Origin of the sequence: Variovorax defluvii (assembly GCF_039541515.1) — a bacterium.
GTDB classification, from domain to species: domain Bacteria; phylum Pseudomonadota; class Gammaproteobacteria; order Burkholderiales; family Burkholderiaceae_C; genus Variovorax; species Variovorax defluvii.
Genome location: NZ_BAABGJ010000002.1, coordinates 221,438 through 237,601, shown reverse-complemented (window position 1 = coordinate 237,601; position 16,164 = coordinate 221,438). Strand labels below are relative to the sequence as shown.

Here is a 16,164-nt window from a genome sequence, read left to right as displayed (position 1 = left end):
CGCCTCAGCCGGCGATGTAGTTGTGCAACTGCTCGATGATGAACTTCTGCTCCGAGATGATGCCCTTGACCAGGTCACCGATCGAGACCAGGCCGACCAGCTTGCCGTCGTCGTCCAGCACGGGAAGGTGCCGCACGCGGTTCTCGGTCATCACGGCCATGCATTCCTCCGTGCTCTGGGAGGGATGGACGTAGATAACCGAGCTGGTCATGATCTCGCGCAGCTTCGTGTCCTTGGACGAACGCGCCATCAGCACGACCTTGCGCGCATAGTCGCGCTCGCTGAGCATGCCCACGATGCGATCGCCCTCCATCACCAGCAGGGCGCCGATGTTCTTCTGCGCCATCAGCGCGACCGCTTCGAACACCGAGGCGTCGGGCCCGATGCTGTGGACGGCCTGGCTGCCTTTTTCCTTGAGGATCTCTGCCACTGTCTTCATCGCTTGTCTCTCCGGATAGGTCTTGCGTCATGCATGAGAGCACAAGCGCGGCGGGCTCGGCAAGCCTCCTTCTGATCTTTTCGGCGGCTCAATCTGGGGCGATGCTCTTGCTGATGGCCTCCAGGACGTGGCTGAGCCTCAATTCCTTCAATCGCGATCTGAGAGATGAATTCGCCACGCGTCTAGTCTATCAATCTACTTGCGACGATATGTTATGCCTGGCGGAAGTTCCAGCGCGAGAACACCTCTGTGCGCCACGTCAGAGATTTGATTGTCGTTCATCGACATCCGGAGCGGCATGCGTGCGCCGACGTATAAATCGGCCATCAGGTGGGAGACCAGAGGCAAGTCGCCAACTCCCATATTCTGCTTCTGATCGTGAGACACGACAAGAAATGTCTCCCCTGGCTCCGCCTGCGAACCGGTCGGATGAATATCAAACAAATAAACTGATTTGCAATTAGGCAGCGCACATTGAATTCCAGGAACACTCCAGGTCGCCGACGAACTTCTGTACAAGTGATGGATGCCAAACAGCGCGACGAATTTTCCGCTTGCACGCCACTTCGAATCGTCATTGATAATGTCAACCGCAAACGCATTCAGTGCCGCGGCGCGGGTGGGAATACTCAGAGCCAACGGCCCCACCCCATATGCCTTGACCGCATCGCTGCCCACGAATATGACACGCATTCCTGTCTTCTTTGCGTTCTTCAATATAGCCATGTACTCGCATGCCATCATCTCGAGTTCTGGCGGGATGATTGCATCTGAACGCCCCGAGAGGTAGGCGTTTGCCAGGCGCTGCGCTTCCGCGGGCATATCCTCCAAATAGGTGAATAGACGTCTCTTCCGAACGTGCCATGTGCCCGGCCAGGGAGCTGAAGGCAAAGGCCGCATCCGACCCATTTCCCAGCAGTGCACAATACCGACCAAGCAGGTCGGGTTTCGTCAGAAGTATGTGGACCCAGCGCGCGTGTGTGGAAGCGTGCAGCATATATTCGAGCGCCGGAGCCACGTGCTCGTGGTCTGCACGATTTTCTGACAGTTCCTCCCATATCCTCAACAAGCCCTCGGCTGCCGTTTCCTGCCCGTGCGACATGATTTTGATCGCTTCATGGACAAACTGGACTTTCCGCGCCACTGGCGGGGTGCTCACCCAAGCGCCGAGATCGACCCACTGGGCAGCATCCGTCTGCGTCAGCATGACGGCAGCTTTCTCCACGTTGGAGTTCTCGAAGGTTTCCGCAAAAGCCGTATTGAACGGGGTTTGGCTTTCGCCGCTGGAAAATGATGAAAGGCGAAGCACAAGTGGAATAGGGTTCATAAATGCTGGCTCTCCTAACCTGACCTATTGTTTGGGCAATTCTTCGTTTGCCTTTGAAGCGCGTGGCGCACCATTCGTCTCCAAAAGGCCTTGGACTATAGCGGGCGCGCAGGGGGAGGAAAACTCGCAAATTCTGACCGGCGTCGTAAGATCCTCGGTTTATTGACGACCCCGGAGCCGCCATGGATCTTCAATTGGCTGGAAAACATGTACTGATAACCGGCGGCAGCCGCGGCATCGGCCTGGCCTGCGCGCGCGGCTTCCTGCGCGAGGGCGCGCGGGTCAGCCTGGCGGGGCGCCGCCAGGACCACCTGGACGCCGCACTCGCGCAACTGCGCGCCGAGGGTCACGGCGCGGTGGGCGGCCACGCCGCCGACCTGGGCGACGCGCGGGCGGCGCTCGGCATGCTGGATGCGGCCGAGGCCGCCTTCGGCCCGGTCGATGTGCTGGTCAACTCCGCAGGCGCAGCCCGCCGCACGCCCTTCGACGAACTGCGGCCGCAGGCCTGGCAGGACGCGATGCAGGCCAAGTTCTTCACTTACATCCACGTGATGGACCCGGCCATCAAGCGCATGGGCGCACGGGGTGCCGGCGTCATCGTCAACATCATCGGCATGGGCGGCAAGGTCGCCTCGCCCACCCACCTGGCCGGCGGCGCCGCCAACGCCGCGCTGATGCTGGCCACCGCGGGACTGGCCACGGCCTACGGACCGCGCGGCGTACGCGTGAACGCGGTGAATCCGGCGATGACCTTGACCGACCGCATGGCCGAGGGCCTGGCGGCCGAGGCGCGGCTGCAGCAGCGCAGCGAAGAAGAAGTGCGGCGCCACGCCGAGGCCCGCATGCCCCTGGGGCGGATCGCGACGCCGGAGGACATCGCCAACGCAGTGCTGTTCCTGAGCTCGCCGCGGGCGGGCTACATCTCGGGCGCGATCGTGTCGATGGACGGAGCGGCGACGCCCATGGTGGTCTGATGTCCCCGGCGCGGCACTCAGCCCGCCCCCATCGTCCGCGCCACCACCTCGAACTGCTGCCGCAGCCACCGGTGCGCCGGCTTGTGGTGCATGCGCTCGTGCCAGAACATCGAGGTGCTCACGTCCTCCAGTGCCAGCGGCGGCTCGAGCACCTGGAGCTGCCATACCGCCGCGAAGTGCCCGGCAATGCGCCCGGGCAGCGTGGCGAGCATGTCGGACTGCGCGACCAGGCCCGGCGAGACCAGCGTCGACGACACGCGGGCGCCGATGGTGCGCACCCTGCCCGCACGTTCGAGCGCTTCGTCCACCACGGCCTCGAGCGTCGACACCGAGGTCCGGCCCAGCGCATAGTAGACGTGCGGATACTGCACGTACTGCGCCAGGCTCAGCCGGCCCCGCACCTCGGGGTGCCCGGCCGCGGCGATGACCCGCATCGGCTGGCGCAGCAGCGGCGTGTAGCGCAGACCCGGCGGCGCATTGCGGATGAAGGCGACCACGAGGTCGAGGTCGCCCTCCTCCAGGTCGTGGCGCACGCGCGCCAGGTCGGGCGGCTGCAGCGTGAGCTGCACGGCGGGCGCGAGCCGCCGCACGTGCGCGATCAGTGAGGGCATCAGGAGGTAGCCGAGGGTCTCGCTGGCGGCGATGCGGAAGCGTTCGGTCGCGGTCGCGGGGTCGAAATCGGCACCCTCGGCCACGGCGTCGTCCACGAGGTCGAGCGCCTGCTGGAAGCGGTCGGCCAACTGCCGTGCGCGCGGCGTCGCGACCATGCCTTTTTCGGTGCGCACCAGCAGCGGGTCGGCAAACAGCGTGCGCAGCCGCGCGAGGGTCGCGCTCATCGCCGGCTGCGTGATGGCCATGCGCTCGGCCGCGCGCGTCACGTGGCCCTCCGTCACCAGGGCAACCAGGCAACGCAGCAGGTAGACGTCGAGGTGGCGGGCATGCATCGCCCGCAGATTATCTGCGGCGCGCATGTCCAAGCACGCGCTCATACGGGCCATGGCATGTCCGCATGCCGTGCCGGCCATGGCGGGCGCGCGTGCCGCTCACCACAATGGCCGCAAGACCAAGGAGACACCCACCATGAAGACCATCGCCATGCAAGTCCTGCTCGCGGGCAGCCTGCTGACCACCGGCCAGGCGGCGCCCGCGCAGCAGGCCGACAGCTATCCCTCCAGGCCCGTGCGCATCGTGTTCGGCTTCCCGGCCGGCAGCGCGACCGACGTGGCGGCGCGGCGCGTCGCCGCCAAGCTCAGCGCCGAACTGGGCCAGTCCTTCTACGTCGACAACCGGCCCGGCGCCAACGGGAACATCGGCGGCGAGGCGGCGGCCAAGGCGAAGCCCGACGGCTACACGCTGCTGGCTGCGACGGTCAGCGAGATGGCCATCAACAAACCGGCCGGGGTGCGCATGACCTACGACCCGGCCGGTGACTTCCTCCCGGTCGGCCTGCTGTTCACGAGCAACCCGGTGCTGGTGGCCAGCAACGCGTCGAAGCTCGGCACGGTGCCCGAGCTGGTCGCGCGCGCCAAGGCGCGGCCGGGCGAGATGAACTGGGCCGCGGTCAACGCGTTTCAGCAGGTGTTCATCGAGTCGTTCCAGAAGGCCGCGGGCGTGAAGCTGAACGTGGTGCCGTACAAGGGCACGGCCTTCGCGATGACCGACGTGGTCGGCGGCCAGCTCGACGGCATGGTGGGCTACCCGGCCGAGGCCATGAGCCAGACCACGGCCGGCCGCGCGAAAGCGCTGGCGCTGAGCGGCGCGCAGCGCAACGCGTTCATGCCCGATACGCCCACGCTGGCCGAGCTGGGCTACGCCGGCATGGACCTGATCGCGTGGGGCGGCATCTTCGCGCCCGCGGGGACGCCGCGCGCCATCGTCGACAAGCTCAACCGCGCCATCCGCAACGCCAACGCCGCGCCCGACGTGCGCGAAGCGCTGGCCAAGACGGGCTCGGAAGTCAAGCTCTACACCGCCGACGAGTTCACCGCCTTCATCGGCAATGAGATTTCGCGCTGGGACCAGCTCGTGCGCGAGACCGGCGTGCGCATCGGCGAATGAGCGCCGCACCGGGCCCGTGGATTCTTTTCCAACCCCTTCAGCAGAAAGCCAATCCATGACCGCCGTCCAGCAGAGCTACGAGATGCCCATCCGGGAACTGGGCCCCCAGGAGATGCACTCCCGCGTGGCCCGCTTCAAGAGCCTGCGCTACCCACCCGACCGCTACCCCGACAGCCAGCTGCCGGGCCATGCGCGCCGCAACTACCTCGTGATCGGCCGCGGCCTCGTGGTGGCGGGCGGCAAGGACCCGATGTCGGCCATCCCCATCGACGAGGGCTTCCAGATGTCGTATGTCGAGGCCGAGCCGGGAAACGGTCCGATGCTGCACAACCACGACACCAACGAGACCTTCGTCGCGATCAAGGGGCGGTGGCGTGTCATCTGGGGGCTGAACGAGGAACACGCGGTGGACCTGGACCCGCTGGACGTCTGCTCGGTGCCGGCTTACGTACCGCGCCGCTTCGTCAACCTCGAAGCCGGCGCGGGCAGCACCATGGGCCTGCTGCTCGCAGTGCAGCCGGGCGACGCGCCGAACTGCGAGTTCATGTGAGCGGGCCCGTGGACGATATCGCGCGCGAGCTGCTGCACACGAAGCGTCGCAGCGTCCCGCTGGCGATCTGGCGCCGCGCAGGGCTCGACACACCGCGACCGCTGGTCCTGATCGGCCATGGCGGCAGCGGCCACAAGACCGCCGCGGCGGTGGAGCGCGTGGCGCATGCGCTCGTGAGGCAAGCCGGCTTGGTCGCCGCCGCCATCGATGGCCCCGTGCACGGCGAGCGGGCGCCGAAGGGCGAAACCGCCGAGGCCGTGCGTGACCGCTTCCGCGCCCTCTGGGCAGCCGGGGGCAGCGTCGACACGATGGTGGCCGACTGGACCGATGCACTGAACGACCTGTGCGCCATGCCCTTCGTCGATGCCGAGGCGATCGCCTGGTACGGCCTCTCGATGGGCACGGCCTACGGCCTGCCGGTGGTCGGCCGCACGCCGCGCGTGCGCTGCGCCGTGCTCGGCCTCTGGGGCAACTGCCGCCCGCATGGCGACGACATCCTGCGACAGGCGGCGGCGGTGCGCGTGCCGGTGCTGTTCCAGGCCAAGCCCGAGGACGAGATCATCACCATCGCGGGCGCGCGCGCGGTGTTCGCCGCGCTCGGCTCGCCCGACAAGCGCCTCACCCTGCACCCGGGCGAGCACATCGACATCGGTGAAAGACAGCTTGCCGAGGCGGTGGGCTTCCTGCAGCGCGAACTGCAGCGCGTGCCTGCATGAGAGAAGGCACACCGGCGCCCGCGCAGCCGCGACACGACATCCTGCCGGCGCCACCGGCGCCGCCCCAGGCGCTCGTCGATGCCCTGCGCACTTGCGCGACTGCCAACCTGGCCGACGGCCTTCCGCAGCACGTGAAGGTGCTCCTGGGCCTCGGACCCCGCCATGCCACGGCGGCCTTGCTGTGCGGGCCGGCTCTCACGGTGCGGGTGCCCGCCGGCGACAACCTGCTGGCGCAGCATGCGATCGACCTCGCGCGGCCGGGCGACGTGATCGTGATCGACGGTGCGGCCGGCATGGAACGCGCGCTGGTGGGCGAAGCCATGAGCCGCTGGGCGCATGCGCGCGGCATCGCCGGTTTCGTGGTGGACGGCGCGGTGCGCGACCTCGACCACCTCCGGCAAGGGCCGCTGCCGGTCTATGCGCGCTGCGTGTCGCCGCGCGGTCCGACGCGCTCCGGTGGCGGTGAGCTTTACGGCGAAGTCACGGCGGGTGGCGCGGTGGTGCACGCGGGCGACCTGGTGGTGGGCGACCTCGATGGCGTGGTCTGCGTGCCGCAGGCCCAGGCCCCGGCCGCGATCGATGCCTGCCTGCAACTGATGGCGCGGGAGCGCGAGACCTTCGACGCGATCGCGCGCGGCACGCTCTCGCGGGATTGGGTCGTGAAGGCGTTGGGGGGCGGCGCGGCGGGCTGAGTTGAACCCCGGCCGCAGCGCCATCTGCGCTTACAAGTACTCGTCCGCCGGCCTGATCGCCTGCCGGCCCGTACCATGCTCATCCCGGTCAGACCCATGACCGCGCCAAACAAGCCGACCGGAACATGTAGCAAGTCACCGATCGACTTGGACGCGTCATTGCCCGCGACTGTGCTCATGCTGTTCATGTCGAAAGTTGCGCCAAACGAAGCGCACATTCCCACAAGCGGTTTGCATTCGAGGCGTCCAGCGCATACGGTGCAACGCCTCGATAGTATGCGGATCGTGCTGATACAACCGATGCCTGCTGGCAGTCCTCGAAGTAGCGGCCACCGACGCCCTCCAGCAGCGGCGAAGCCGCAAGCAGAACAGAGGTCGCCGCGCCCTGCGCCAGATTCTTCTGTCGCTCTCGAGGAGTTCTCAAGCCGCCTGTGTGCTTCTGGAGATTGGTTGCAATAGCACCGGGGTTGACTGCATTCGCGAAAATCCCCTCATCGCGCCAGCGCCGGCTTGCTTCCACGGCGAGCAAGGTGCAAGCGGTCTTGGATTGCCCATAGGCCACGAATGGTGCATAGGGAATGAAATCGAAGTGCAAGTCGTCGAAGTTCACGGGCGAGAAGAGGCTTCCGCTTGAACTCAGTGAGACGATGCGCGCACCCCCTGCCGCGGCCAAAGCTCGGTGCAGTCCGATGGTCAAGGCGAAATGCCCCATGAAATTGGTCGCGAACTGCAGCTCCCATCCTTCTGCGGAACGCTCGAGCTGCGGAAGCGCCATGATTCCGGCGTTGTTGACCAGGATATGAAGTGGCCCGTGCCACTGCGACACGAACTCTCTCACGGAGCCCTGACTCGACAGATCGAGTCGCGCGACACGCAATCTGGCTTGCAGCGACTCTGCGAAGGCCTCAGCCACCTTCCTGCCGGCCTCCGGATTTCGCACCGCCAACGTGACTTCCGCCCCCGCCTGCGCGAGGGCACGTGCCGTTTCGACGCCTATCCCCGATGAGGCGCCTGTCACGATGGCACGGCGGCCAGTCAGATTGACGCCGGAAACGACATCATCCGCCGTCGAAGAAAACCCGAACGGCGTGGTGATAGGCGGTGGGCTCCGGCTTTCGGCCTCCGCACTCCAGGCTGGCGGATCACTGGCCGGAAACGATTCCAGGCCAGCTTCTTCCACAGCATCCCAGACGCTTCTCTTGGACATCTTCAGGCTCACGCCTTGCGGTCGGACTTGATGAAATCGAGCAGGTCTGCGTGAAACCGATCCTTGTGCGTGTCCGTCAGGCCATGCGGCGCGCCAGGATATTCAATCAGCTTCGCGTTCTTGATCTGCTTCGCGGATGCGCGCCCGCCGACGTCGATGGGCACAACTTGGTCGTCGACGCCATGGATGACGAGCGTGGGTACCGTGAACTTCTTCAGGTCCTCCGTGAAGTCGGTCTCCGAGAAGACTTTGATGCAGTCGAAGGTGTTCTTGTGGCCGCCCATCATCCCTTGCAACCACCAGGCATCGATGAGCCCTTGCGAAACTTTGGCTCCCGGGCGGTTGAAGCCGTAGAACGGACCGCCCGCAATGTCCTTGAAGAACTGCGAACGGTCGGCAAGCTGTTGAGAGCGAAGTCCGTCGAAGACCTCGATGGGGACTCCCCCGGGGTTCTTGGGAGTCTTGAGCATCAGCGGCGGAATGGCCGACACAAGAACAGCCTTCGCCACCCGCTTGGTCCCATGGCGGCCGATGTAGCGCGCGACCTCGCCGCCACCCGTTGAGAAGCCGACCAGTACCGCGTTCATCACGTTGAGGGTCCGAAGCACTGCCTCCATGTCGTCCGCATAGGTATCCATGTCGTTGCCTTCCCATGGCTGGCTGGAGCGTCCGTGCCCGCGGCGGTCGTGCGCGATGCAACGATAACCCTTGTCGCCGAGAAACAGCATCTGGGACTCCCAGCTGTCGGAATTCAGCGGCCATCCGTGGCAGAACACGATCGGTTGCCCGGTCTTCGGCCCCCAATCCTTGAAGTAGATCTGCGTTCCATCCTTCGTAGTGACGGTGTTCATGGTCCTGGTTCCTTTCTGTGTTTCGCGTGACGAAGTGGAGCCTGACGGCTGGGCTGAGGTGAGCTGTGTCGCGGTGGAGAGGGATAGCCCAAGCGCGGCCCCTGCACCGCTGACGAGTACGTCGCGACGCTTGAAGCCGAGCTTGTCGGGAGATATCGAGCTGGACATGACGGATACCTTGTTGAGTTGGATTCCAGAAGCGAAATGCCTTGGCTTTGCTACACGCCCATATAGACAAGAAGGGTGAAGAACGCGGGATCGATGACGAAGTCCCCGTACTTCGCGTCGAACTGGGCGGTTGGCTTCTCGGCGACGATCTCCGAAAGCGACTTGCCCTGCTTCTTCAATGCGCTGACCTTCTTTCGAACGGCAACGAGCATGTCTCTGTACTCGGCCAGTTGCGCGCGATTGCCGACCGGACCGTGCCCGGGAATGATGATCGTCTTCTCTGTCGACCTCTTCAAGCTGATGTCGACCCACCGGATCATTCCGTCGATGCTTCCGCCGGCGCCATAGTCGATGAACGGATAGTGGCCGTTCCAGAAGATGTCGCCCAACTGGAGGACATCCGCCTTCTTGAAGTACACCGCGGTATCCCCGTCGCTGTGACCACCTCCGTGATTGGTGAGAACGACCGTCTCGCCACCAAAATCGATTGTTTTTTGCTTGGGGTAGGTGACCGTCGGCAGCCCGCCTGGCGGCAGCGGTGGGAAGGTATACCCCCATTCAATGACACGCGTTCGATCCATCAGCCGTTTGAGGACGTTGTCGTGAGCAACGATGGTGGCGCCCTCGGCGTGAAGCCATTCGTTTCCGTCGGAGTGATCCCAATGCCAGTGTGTATTGACCAGATACTTCGGTGGCAGAGCACTGAGTCCGTCCAGCGCCGCCTTCAGCTTTGGCTTCGAGACTGCGATCCCGGAATCGACAAGGAACTTTCCATCCGGGGTGGACAAGACGCCGATGTTCCCGCCGGAGCCCATCAGAACGCTCAGGCTGCCACGCAGCGGCACGACCGTGATGTCGGCCTTGCCCGCTTCATCGTTGATGGCGAGTACCGGGCTCGTGACCTCGGCGTGCGACCGCGATGGGGCCAGCACCCCAACGCAGAGCGTCAGAGCGACTAGCGCGTGCATTGCGGGGGCGAAGTGTGCTGCAATTTTCATGGTAGGGCTCCTCAGTGCGATGGGTGTCTCTACGGCAGAGCAGGCGCTGCTGCTGCCCACTCCGCCCGCGTGGTCGGCTCTCCATTGATGGTCTCGAGAATGGCCTTGGAGTTGCTGAGGGTCTGCTTCAGCGATTTCGGTCCGGCGAAGGGCCTGCCACCGATGTGCCAACCGTCGGTATGCAGCTCTTCGATCAAGACCCAGACCACTTCGCGGAAGGCTTCGGAACCTTCGAACTTGACCATGACGTCGGTGAGTGCCTTGGCCATGGCGTGCTTTTCCTCGGTCGAGAAGACGCCTTCGACCAGCTTTACATTGACAAATGGCATGTGAGACTCCTTCAAAAGGATGAGAAACAAGGTGCACGGCGGTGTGCCGGCTCCGGAACAGAAGCGTTGCTACGCGCTCCTGATTGAGGTCCGTGGCTCGGACCTGAATACAACGGCCACCAAGGCCGCACCAACGACCCGCAGTTCCTCGTCACAGGGATCCTTCCATGTCGCCTTGTCCGCCTTCAGAGGGCAACGCATACGAGTGAAAGATCTGGCGAGTGAGCTCCAGCTTCTTGAGAAACCAGTCGTCTTCCTTGCACTCCCAGATCTCGTGGTAATGGCCGTATCCGCGCATGGCAGTGGCGGGCTTGCCGTTCTTGGCCGGAAACACCAGGTAGTCTTCCATCGCCCATATCGCTTCGACTTGCGTCTCTGAAATGAGAGAGAGCTCCGAGTTGGAGACCCGGTGACTGCTCCGAGCCCCGTCAAGCAGACGCGCGGTTGGCGCGAGGAGGGATTCCGGAGAGGGAAAGTCGTGAAGCACCTTCCCGTTGACGTCGTAGAAGATGAACCTTGCGTCAGGGAGCGCAAGCGCTTCAAACTGCTTCCATTGCTTTGTATCGACGAAGCGGCAGTACTTTGCCTTCTTCTGCCGAATGATCTCAGCGATGTCGAACGAGAGCTTCATGTGGATCTCCTCCTTGATCTAAAGCGAGGCAGGACGGTCTGGCGCCTCAGGCACAAGCTTCTGTACCTGCCCTGTCGCCGATGCCTTCTCGATTGCCGCAATGACTTCGTGTTGATAGCGCGCCCGCGCAAAGTCTGGCGTGAAGTGCGTGCCGCTGCGGATGTCGGCGGCCAGTTGTGCATAGAGCCGCAGCGTGTTTCCGCCAGGCACTTCCGCAATCCCGAAGTCGTCAGCGAGGTCAGGCAGGGCGATGCTCGAGACTTGCGTATCGGTGCTGCGACCGCCGCTGAGCCTCAGGTCTGCGACTTGGACATTGCCCATGTTCGAGCTGATGACCAGATCGCCTTCCGTCCCATTGATCTCCCAATGCAGGTTGCTGCCCCGCGAGAGACCCCCTCGGTAGAAGATCGATGCCGTCGCCCCGCTCTGGAGGCTACCGAAGATGGCAACCTGATCCGGTGCGGTCACAGGGACGGTGCGATCGTCCTCCCGCACATGTACCCACCGACGCCCTTGGCCGAGCCGAGCTCCCACATCGACGAAGTCGCCCACCATGAAGTTGAGCGCATCCAGCGCATGGAGCGTGGGCACAGTGAGGGTCGATGCGCCCTCGGCCACGTCGAAAAGGTACTCCCGCGCACGCTCGGTCTCCGGGCCCCATGCGAGACCCGAACCCACGAGTGCCGTTCCGAGGACGTTTCCCACATAGCCGTCTTGAATCAACTTTCGAGCTTGCTGGATTGCCGGCGCGAAGCGTCCCTGCAATCCGATGGCCGTGCGTACTCCGGCGGCCGCCGCGCGTTGTGCCAGGTCGTGCGCTTCTTGCAGGTTCCTTCCCAGCGGCCATTCACTGAAGACCATCTTTCCCGCGTCCAGTGCAGCTGCCACCATCTCGTGGTGGTGGCGAACCTTCACGGTGACAACAACAAGGTCTACTCCTGGACAGGCCACGAGCTCCTTGTAGTTGTCGAAGGCGGGAACACCGAAGGCGGCGGCCGCGGCCTCAGCTGACCGCCGGTTGCTCGTGCTGACTGCACGAAGCTCATAGTCGGGAAGGGCTCGGATGGCGGGAATATGGGATGCGATCGCCCAGCCCGGATTGGTTGGACTCGCGCCAATGACGCCCACGCCGATTGCTTCCATGATGGTCTCCTACATATGGCCGGTGAGGAACAGTCCGTCAGGTATTGGGCAAGAGAAGGAGTTTTCCCGTGCTACGGCGCGACTCGATGTCGCGATGAGCATGCTCGGCATCGGACAACGCATAGCGCTTGCCGATAGTGAGCTTCAGGTCTCCGGCGCGCACCCAATCAAAGAGCCGATTCGCGTTGGCAACCAAGCGCTCATGAGTCCGACAGTGGTCCAGCACGACCGGATAGGTGACCTTGATGCTCCTTGGGATGTCCCATATGCTCAGAGCAGGCATGGGTTGGTCGAAGAGCGGCCCATACAGCGCCAATGTGCCGTGGAAGTCCACCACGGCAAGCGAGTCTTCGAAGCCCTCTGCCCCCGATCCGTCGTAAACCACCTGTACGCCATCGTTTCCAGTGAGCCGAAGGACTTCCGCGGCGAACCGACCACTCCGATCGACGATGAGATGGCTGGCCCCGGCCGCCTTCGCGAGGGCGACCTTCTGGCTGTTCGACACGCGCCCGATCACTCGACCACCAAGCAGACGAACCATCTGCGTCAGCAGCAATCCCACACCTCCGGCGGCAGCGTGCACCAGCGCTGTGTCGCCCGGCCTCAACATATGGGACTCGAATACGAGGTTGCTGGCTGTCAGGCCCTGCATCATCAGCGCCGCCGCGGTTTCGAAATCTATGTCATCGGGCAGGGAGACGAGTTGATCGATCGGAGCGATGACTTCTTCGGCGTAGCTGCCCCACACGAAGTACCACGCCACCCGATCGCCCACTCTGAATCTCGTGACGCCCTCCCCGAGTTCGGCGATTCGACCGGCTCCTTCAACGCCGGGGGTCAACGGTAGGTTGGTGGGTCCGCCGGGGTAACCTCGGCGCGTTCCGGTATCCATGAAATTGACCCCGGCTGCGGCAACTTCTACGCGGACCTCTCCCGCTCCGGGGTCGCGTCTGTCGACATCTTTGAGCCTAAGCTGCTCCGGGCCGCCGTGAGCCTCCAGAACGATTGCCTTCATTGCGATGGCCCCTGCCCTGCACGAAGGCCCTCAATGGCGAGCGGCATCCCGATCTCGACGACGACCTTGCCTTCCGCAGTGCGATTCCGAATTGCCAGGTAGGCTTGCTCGAGCGTATCCAGCGTGAAGGCGCGCGGGTCCACCCTGGGCACGACCTTGCCCGCCTCAATGAGCTGAGTGGCCTCCCGGAGAATCTCGCCATGATGCTCGCGTCCTACGCCGGTGAGCAACGGAAGCAGCGTGAATACGCCTGAGTAGGTTCCGGCGCGAAACGACAACGGGCCCAGCGCATGGGTACCCCAGCCCAAGCAGCTGACCACGTGCCCGAACCGCCGCACGGCCGCGAAGGATGCATCGAGCGTGGCGCCGCCCACGGTGTCGTACACAAAGTCGAACCCAGCCCCGCCCGTGAGTCGACCGACATAGTCTTCGACGGTTTCAGCCGCATAGTCAATCAGGACGGCGCCGAGCGCCTCAACATAGGCTCTCTTGGTTTCCCCATCGGTCGCATGCACCTTGGCGCCAAGGGCACAGGCGATCTGAACCGCGACGTGACCGACACCGCCGGCCCCTCCGTGAACCAGAACCGACTGCCCTTCGCTGACCGCCGCTCGGTCCACCAATCCTTCCCACGCGGTGATGAATACCAGCGGTACCGCCGCTGCGTCGCGCATGCTGAGGTTCCTGGGCTTCAGCGCGAGCAGCCTGGCATCCACAGCGGCGAACTCTGCCAATGAGCCCTGCACGCCGCCGACGCCTCCTGTCATTCCGTAGACCTCGTCACCGGGCTTGAATCCGGTGACCGCGCTGCCCACCGCTTCGACGACCCCCGCGAGATCCAATCCCAGAACGGCCGGCAGAGGGTGCCGCGCATGCGCTGCCTCGCCCGCGCGAATCTTTAGATCGAGGGGATTGATACCGCTCGCCTTGATGCGTACCAGAACCTGTCCTGCGCCTGGGGAGGGACGGTCGATCTCGGCAATTCGGAATGGTCCGCCGGCGGTGTCCACGAAGGCAGCCAGCATTGAATGTGAGGTGGTCATTGAAGCTTCCTTTTCCTTGTGCCAAGGTAAGACCGCGGCATGACCGCGTCAGGCCAATCCGCAACGCAGCGCGGTAGAGACTGCTTCCGTTCGTGTCTTTGCCTTGAGCTTGACGAGAATCGAGCCCACGTGAGCTTTGACGGTTGCCAACTGCAGGCCGAGCCTTCGAGCGATTGCCTTGTTGGCCAGCCCAGTGGCCATCAGTGACAGGACGTCCTGCTCTCGCACAGTCAGCCGCTCTCGCGACAGAAGATCCGCAATGCGCTCTGCAACCGGCGACGCGATGCACCTGGAGCCCCGGCCGGCGGCCCGAACACCCGCTGCGAGTTCCTTCGGCGAGCAGTCGGGCGTCAGGTAGCCGAGTACCCCGCGCTCAAGCGCCACGCGGATTTCGCTTTGACTGTTCTTTGCGCTCAGGACCACAATCCGCCGGCGGGGCTTGTTGCCGACTGGTGTGTCCGCGCCTTCACTGCCCGGTCCAACAAGGTTCATGGCCGAGTCGTAATCGGCGATGATGACTTCGGGTCTCTCTTTCAGCGATGACGCCGCCATGTTCGTGGACGGTCCGCAGCGCACAACCAAACCAGGCTCTTCACGCAATGCGGCGCAGATGCCAAGACTCAGCAGCGGCTCGGCATGCATCACGAGGACTTCGAAGGGACGTTGTACTTCTTGGTACATGGAACTGCTCCAGCTTGGTGGCGCGGTGGGTGCGTCGCTGTAGGTGTGTCTGAGGTACCGATGGTGAGAGCGGGGCCATTGGTTCGGCCTATGAGTGAATTTGCTTTGCTTATGGTTCGGATCGCATGGCCGCGCGAGAGCCGCACGCCGCGATGCGCGCTTGGTCAAGCTGGAAGGGTGTCCCCGCGCCGGGGATCTCAGGCCTGGCGAGACGCCGCGAACTCTCTGGCAGCTCGAACGACCCGTTTGACAGCGCCGTCGCGTTCGCGGGCACGGAATGCCAGATAGAGTGGAAGCTCGAGGTGCTCGCTCGCATCCTCGAGCTTGACGAGGCAAACCGAGGGGTCGGCAAACCGGCGGCAGCTCTCAGGCAGCAGTGCGACACCCATGCCTGCGCCAACGAACGACAAGATGGTTGGCACCTCAAAGGCCTCCAGCGCTGCAGTCGGGTGAAAACCTGCTGCGTTGCAAGCGGCCAGGATCCGGGCGTCGGTCGTGACAAAGCGGTCAAATCGGAGCGCGGACAGCCTCACGCTGGCATCCTGGGCATGGGCGTGCGTCCTTGGAAGAGCAGCAACCATTCTCTGCCGGTGCACGAGAGCAAACACCAGGGTGTCGGCCGCGAAGGTGGACTGCCGAACCAAGCCCAGATCCAGTTCACCTTCGTCTAGCTTGTACAACTGCTCGAACGAGGACAACGCGGCCATCTGGAAGCGAATTCCGGGAAGCTCGCGTTGCAAGCAGGGCAATAAATCCGGCAACAGGTCGAACGATGCCGACTGGACAAACCCGATCCGGCAGAACCCCTGCACACCCGAGGCAATGGCGATGACATTTCGCTCGACCTGTGCGACCAGCGCGAGGACTTCTCGTGCACCCCGTGCATACGCCTGCCCCGAGGGCGTGAGCGCAGCTGCACGATTCGTGCGAGTCACCAATGCCACCCCCAGTTGCTCCTCCAGCCTTTGCAGTGCGAGGCTCAAAGCCGGCTGTGAGATCTGCAACTTGGCAGCCGCTGAGGTGAAGCTGAGTGTTTCCGCGAGCACCGTAAAGTAGCGAAGAATTTTGAGGTCGCTATGGATCATCGCCTGCTCCAGTGTTCGCTTGTTTCAGTAGCGAAAGGGGCCTTGATCTCCGTGTCGATACATGCCGCGAACCGCCGATGGTCTAGTTCAACCTGCGGCGCAATCGCTCGCGTTGGCCGCCGCCCATGGCTTCGGCAAGGATGCCTAAACTTTTGCTCGGGGGCGAGTCATGGAAAGATGTGATGGCGGCTGGTATCGGTCGGTGATACGGTCGGCACGTCTGAAACGTCCGTCGCCATCGCCGCGACTCTGTGTGA

The 16,164-nt window shown here is 64.0% G+C and carries 19 protein-coding genes; 6 read left to right on the top strand and 13 right to left on the bottom strand.

What is annotated here, in order from left to right; translation table 11 throughout:
- Positions 1 to 4 precede the first annotated feature (4 nt).
- Complete coding sequence (locus ABEA07_RS02525; RefSeq protein WP_345535660.1) at positions 5 to 439, bottom strand: CBS domain-containing protein; 435 nt, start codon at positions 437 to 439, stop codon at positions 5 to 7.
- A 195-nt stretch (positions 440 to 634) separates the two neighbouring features.
- Positions 635 to 1,261 carry a TraB/GumN family protein gene (locus ABEA07_RS02520; protein WP_345535659.1) on the bottom strand — a complete coding sequence of 209 codons (627 nt, stop codon included), beginning with the start codon at positions 1,259 to 1,261 and terminating at the stop codon, positions 635 to 637.
- 295 nt (positions 1,262 to 1,556) lie between these two features.
- Between ABEA07_RS02520 and ABEA07_RS02515 the strand changes: the two genes are divergently transcribed.
- On the top strand, positions 1,557 to 1,733 hold the full coding sequence (locus ABEA07_RS02515; protein ID WP_345535658.1) for a hypothetical protein: 177 nt from the start codon (positions 1,557 to 1,559) through the stop codon (positions 1,731 to 1,733).
- Positions 1,734 to 1,948: 215 nt separating this feature from the next.
- Positions 1,949 to 2,740, top strand: a complete 792-nt coding sequence (locus ABEA07_RS02510; protein WP_345535656.1) for an SDR family NAD(P)-dependent oxidoreductase — start codon at positions 1,949 to 1,951, stop codon at positions 2,738 to 2,740.
- 17 nt (positions 2,741 to 2,757) lie between these two features.
- On the opposite strand, the gene ABEA07_RS02505 is transcribed toward ABEA07_RS02510, so the two are convergent.
- A complete protein-coding gene (locus ABEA07_RS02505; protein ID WP_345535655.1) occupies positions 2,758 to 3,711 on the bottom strand; it encodes a LysR family transcriptional regulator in 954 nt (317 codons plus the stop codon).
- A 109-nt stretch (positions 3,712 to 3,820) separates the two neighbouring features.
- Here ABEA07_RS02505 and ABEA07_RS02500 point away from each other — a divergent pair, with 109 nt between their 5' ends.
- Genes ABEA07_RS02500 through ABEA07_RS02485 form a run of 4 tightly spaced genes read left to right on the top strand, consistent with a single transcriptional unit; the run spans position 3,821 to position 6,756 of the window.
- Positions 3,821 to 4,798, top strand: coding sequence for a Bug family tripartite tricarboxylate transporter substrate binding protein (locus tag ABEA07_RS02500; RefSeq protein WP_345535653.1), 978 nt, complete (start codon positions 3,821 to 3,823; stop codon positions 4,796 to 4,798).
- Positions 4,799 to 4,853: 55 nt separating this feature from the next.
- A complete protein-coding gene (locus tag ABEA07_RS02495; protein WP_345535651.1) occupies positions 4,854 to 5,348 on the top strand; it encodes a cupin domain-containing protein in 495 nt (164 codons plus the stop codon).
- Between the two features lie 8 nt (positions 5,349 to 5,356).
- The gene (locus ABEA07_RS02490) at positions 5,357 to 6,064 is read left to right on the top strand and encodes an alpha/beta hydrolase family protein (RefSeq protein WP_345535650.1); all 708 of its coding nucleotides are present in this window, start codon (positions 5,357 to 5,359) and stop codon (positions 6,062 to 6,064) included.
- The gene (locus tag ABEA07_RS02485) at positions 6,061 to 6,756 is read left to right on the top strand and encodes an RraA family protein (RefSeq protein WP_345535649.1); all 696 of its coding nucleotides are present in this window, start codon (positions 6,061 to 6,063) and stop codon (positions 6,754 to 6,756) included. Before ABEA07_RS02490 ends, ABEA07_RS02485 begins: the two co-directional genes overlap by 4 nt.
- Positions 6,757 to 6,940: 184 nt before the next feature.
- Here the strand turns inward: ABEA07_RS02485 and ABEA07_RS02480 are convergent, their stop codons facing one another.
- From ABEA07_RS02480 to ABEA07_RS02435, 10 genes are all read right to left on the bottom strand, one after another.
- Positions 6,941 to 7,975 (bottom strand): SDR family NAD(P)-dependent oxidoreductase, encoded by a 1,035-nt coding sequence (locus tag ABEA07_RS02480; RefSeq protein ID WP_345535647.1) that lies wholly within the window; start codon positions 7,973 to 7,975, stop codon positions 6,941 to 6,943.
- Positions 7,972 to 8,814, bottom strand: a complete 843-nt coding sequence (locus tag ABEA07_RS02475; protein WP_425584063.1) for an alpha/beta fold hydrolase — start codon at positions 8,812 to 8,814, stop codon at positions 7,972 to 7,974. Before ABEA07_RS02475 ends, ABEA07_RS02480 begins: the two co-directional genes overlap by 4 nt.
- A gap of 218 nt (positions 8,815 to 9,032) precedes the next feature.
- On the bottom strand, positions 9,033 to 9,980 hold the full coding sequence (locus ABEA07_RS02470; RefSeq protein ID WP_345535645.1) for an MBL fold metallo-hydrolase: 948 nt from the start codon (positions 9,978 to 9,980) through the stop codon (positions 9,033 to 9,035).
- A 29-nt stretch (positions 9,981 to 10,009) separates the two neighbouring features.
- Positions 10,010 to 10,309: a tautomerase family protein gene (locus ABEA07_RS02465; RefSeq protein ID WP_345535644.1), complete on the bottom strand. Its 300-nt coding sequence runs from the start codon at positions 10,307 to 10,309 to the stop codon at positions 10,010 to 10,012.
- 151 nt (positions 10,310 to 10,460) lie between these two features.
- On the bottom strand, positions 10,461 to 10,940 hold the full coding sequence (locus ABEA07_RS02460; RefSeq protein WP_345535643.1) for a nuclear transport factor 2 family protein: 480 nt from the start codon (positions 10,938 to 10,940) through the stop codon (positions 10,461 to 10,463).
- Positions 10,941 to 10,958: 18 nt separating this feature from the next.
- The gene (locus tag ABEA07_RS02455; RefSeq protein ID WP_345535641.1) at positions 10,959 to 12,083 is read right to left on the bottom strand and encodes a Gfo/Idh/MocA family protein; all 1,125 of its coding nucleotides are present in this window, start codon (positions 12,081 to 12,083) and stop codon (positions 10,959 to 10,961) included.
- 37 nt (positions 12,084 to 12,120) lie between these two features.
- Positions 12,121 to 13,098 (bottom strand): quinone oxidoreductase family protein, encoded by a 978-nt coding sequence (locus ABEA07_RS02450; RefSeq protein WP_345535640.1) that lies wholly within the window; start codon positions 13,096 to 13,098, stop codon positions 12,121 to 12,123.
- Positions 13,095 to 14,141, bottom strand: a complete 1,047-nt coding sequence (locus ABEA07_RS02445) for a zinc-dependent alcohol dehydrogenase family protein (protein ID WP_345535639.1) — start codon at positions 14,139 to 14,141, stop codon at positions 13,095 to 13,097. The genes ABEA07_RS02450 and ABEA07_RS02445 overlap by 4 nt, the downstream gene beginning before the upstream one ends.
- Positions 14,142 to 14,189: 48 nt before the next feature.
- Positions 14,190 to 14,822, bottom strand: coding sequence for a LuxR C-terminal-related transcriptional regulator (locus ABEA07_RS02440; protein WP_345535638.1), 633 nt, complete (start codon positions 14,820 to 14,822; stop codon positions 14,190 to 14,192).
- Between the two features lie 197 nt (positions 14,823 to 15,019).
- A complete protein-coding gene (locus tag ABEA07_RS02435) occupies positions 15,020 to 15,907 on the bottom strand; it encodes a LysR substrate-binding domain-containing protein (RefSeq protein ID WP_345535636.1) in 888 nt (295 codons plus the stop codon).
- Positions 15,908 to 16,164 lie beyond the last annotated feature (257 nt).